The sequence below is a fragment of the Caulobacter sp. S45 genome (assembly GCF_903642205.1).
GTDB lineage: Bacteria > Pseudomonadota > Alphaproteobacteria > Caulobacterales > Caulobacteraceae > CAHJWH01.
This window is the reverse complement of sequence record NZ_CAHJWH010000252.1, coordinates 1-2,844: the sequence shown is the minus strand read 5'-3', so window position 1 is coordinate 2,844 and position 2,844 is coordinate 1. Positions and strand designations below refer to the sequence as shown.

The 2,844-nt window shown below is 71.4% G+C and carries 3 protein-coding genes; 1 reads left to right on the top strand and 2 read right to left on the bottom strand.

All coding sequences use genetic code 11. The features are described from left to right. The first annotated feature begins 132 nt into the window (after positions 1-132). Complete coding sequence (locus HUV06_RS15690) at positions 133-1,068, top strand: acetyl-CoA carboxylase carboxyltransferase subunit beta (RefSeq protein WP_174302175.1); 936 nt, start codon at positions 133-135, stop codon at positions 1,066-1,068. A gap of 36 nt (positions 1,069-1,104) precedes the next feature. On the opposite strand, the gene HUV06_RS15685 is transcribed toward HUV06_RS15690, so the two are convergent. Continuing rightward, on the bottom strand, positions 1,105-1,800 hold the full coding sequence (locus HUV06_RS15685) for a thioredoxin family protein (protein WP_174302174.1): 696 nt from the start codon (positions 1,798-1,800) through the stop codon (positions 1,105-1,107). A gap of 101 nt (positions 1,801-1,901) precedes the next feature. Next, a partial coding sequence (locus HUV06_RS15680; RefSeq protein ID WP_174302173.1) for a tetratricopeptide repeat protein occupies positions 1,902-2,844 on the bottom strand: 943 nt, incomplete at its 5' end.

Genomic DNA, 2,844 nt, shown 5'->3' with positions numbered 1-2,844 from the left:
TGAGATCGTGGCGGCGACGGCTGCTGGCGCCATGCCCGCCCCGCGCGTGCTCGCCACGGCGCGTGCGCTTTCGCACGCCGTCCGCGGCGCCCGCACCCTCCCGGCCGAGGCGCTGGAGACTGAAGCCAGCCGATGAGCGATCCGCCCCCCATCAAAGCCGTCGAAGACATCAAGGCCGCAGCACCGGCCGAGCGCCACCGCCGCGGCGCCGGCTGGCTGTCCAAGATCGCGCCCGGCGTGCGCAGCCTGGTCCAGCGCAAGGACACCCCGGACAACCTGTGGGTCAAGTGCCCTGAGACCGGGGAGATGATCTACCGGGCCGACCTGGACGGCGCCCTGTGGATCACGCCATCCGGCCATCACATGCGCATCGGGCCGACCTTGCGCTTTCGCTTCACCTTCAACGAGGGCCGCTACGAGACGATCACTCCGCCCGAGGTCCATGAGGACCCGCTGGGCTTCGTGGACCAGAAGCCCTATCCGGACCGGCTCTCCGCCGCCCGCCAAGCCACCGGCGCGCGGGACACGGTGGCCATCGGGTTCGGCGAGATCCACAGCACGCCCGCGGTGGCCATGGTGCAGGACTTCGCCTTCATGGGCGGCTCGCTGGGGATGGCGGCGGGGGAGGGCTTCATCAAGGCCGCCGAGACCGCGCTGGAGCGCGCCGCCCCCCTGGTGGCCTTCACCGCGGCGGGCGGCGCACGCATGCAGGAGGGCGCGCTCAGCCTGATGCAGATGGCGCGCACGACGCTCGCCATCCAGCAGCTGAAGGCCGCGCGGCTGCCCTATGTCGTCGTGCTGACCGACCCCACCACCGGCGGGGTGACGGCCAGCTACGCCATGCTCGGCGATGTGCACCTCGCCGAGCCCGGCGCCCTGATCGGCTTCGCCGGCCCCCGGGTGATCGAGCAGACCATCCGCGAGACCCTGCCCGAGGGCTTCCAGCGCGCCGAGTACCTGATGGACCACGGCATGGTGGACAAGGTGGTCAACCGGCGCGAGCTGCCGCAGGTGCTGGGGAACGTTCTGTCGATCCTGATGCAGGGGCGGGCGCGAAGGGCGGCTTGACCCTCTTTGTCCCAAAAGGGGGAAGAAAACCCGCACTCAGCCCTTGGTCACGGCCTCGATGGGACCGCCGCGCACACCCTGCACCATCACAAGGGTGGATAGACCCTCCATCAAGGCCTTGGGAACCGCGTAGGTCCGTACGCCGACCGAATACCCGCCGAGCCGGGTCAGCTGGCGCACGACGTATCGTTGGAGGACCAGCTTGCCCTTGTTGTCGCCGGTCTTGACGCGCACGCTGTGCTCCTGCGGATCGTAGCGCACCAGCCAAACCTCGGCCCGCCCCGCCCCGCCGCTGACCCGCACGCGCGCGCCCTCTCGCAGCATCTGGATGCGCGGACCGTCGTCAAGGTCGCGGGCGGCGTCATGGATCAGGGCGTCGACCGCGTCCTTGTCGAGACCCTGCGCCTCCTTGCGGCCGTTCACCACGATCTCCGGCGTGTAGATCTCGCGCACCTTCAGGCGGCGGGCGTAGGCGCGCTGGCGTTCGGTGTAGGCCGGCTCGGCGAAGGTGTCGGCCCAACCGAGATAGTCCCAATAGTCCACCGGCAGCATCAGGGCGATGACGCCGCGGCGGGTGGCGATCTCTTGCAGCATCTTGTCGGCCTGGGGGCACGAGGCGCAGCCCTGGGCGGTGAACAGCTCCACCACCACGGGGGACCGTACGCCGGCCGCCGCCGCAGACCCGCCGAGCACGCCCGCGGCGATCAGGGGGAGGAGGACCGGCGTGCGCATCGTCTGCCGTCTAGCTCGAAACGGCGCGGCTGCGCCTCACCTTCGCGTGAGCCGTGAGCGCGGGCTCCATGGCGATGGGCAAGGTCTTAGGCTTGTCCCCGTCAGGGCTGCGCTGCCGCGGTCTTGACCCCGCCAGGCAGCTGGGTGCGCAGCTGCGCGGCGCTGCGCTCGGCCGAGGCTTGGACGTCGGCGGCGATCCTGGCCTTCAGGCTGTCGGCGGCGGATCGGGCCTCCGTATCGCCGGACCCGGCCGCCACAAGATACCACTTGTAGGCCTCGGCGTTGTTCTGCGGCACGCCGTAGCCCTTCTCATAGAGCTGGGCGATGTTGTACTGGCCGTTGACCACCCCGTGCTCGGCGGCCTTGCGGAACCAGGTGGCGGCGCCGGGGACGTCCTTGGCTCCTCCATCGCCCGCGTACATGTAGGAAGCGAGGTTGTACATGGCGGCCGAGTCGCCGTTCTGCGCCGCCCGGGCGGTCCACTGGCGCGCCGCTCCCAGGTCCTTCTTCAACCCCGCACCGCCGGCCTCGTAGAGGCGCGCGAGGTAGAATTGGGCGGCCGGGCTCCCCTGGTCCGCCGCTTTCTGCAGGTCCGGCAGCCCCGTCAGGTCGCCGTTGTCCAGGCGGCTGACGGCGCTGGCGAACAGGCCCTTGCCGGTGGCCCTGAGCGGCATGGGCGCAGGAGACGCGGCCGACACCGACGCGGGGGCGTCCGGCGTCACAAGGTGTTTTGCGGCCGGCGCCTTGGCGGGCGCGGCGACGGCCAGGGGCGGCGAGACGGCCACCGCCAGGTTCGGCACGGACGCGGCGGCGCCAGGCGCCGCAGGCGTCTCAAGCGGTGCGGCGGTGGGCGGCGGCTCCATGGCGGCGACTTCGACGGCGGGCTTGCCGTCGTGGCCGGAGCCCCCGAGCAGGTAGGCGCCCACCCCCATTGTCGTGATGGCGCCGGCGGTGACCGAGGCCAGGATGACGGTGCGAAGCGTCGGCGCGGCTTCCTTCTTGCGCCGTCCTGGGAAGGTGATGCCGAACGGACGAGGCGCCTGG

What these genes read in the sequence shown, in the direction of transcription:
- HUV06_RS15690 (WP_174302175.1), top strand. Translation starts at nt 133, where the DNA reads ATGAGCGATCCGCCCCCCATCAAAGCCGTCGAAGACATCAAGGCCGCA.
- HUV06_RS15685 (WP_174302174.1), bottom strand. Translation starts at nt 1,800, where the DNA reads ATGCGCACGCCGGTCCTCCTCCCCCTGATCGCCGCGGGCGTGCTCGGC.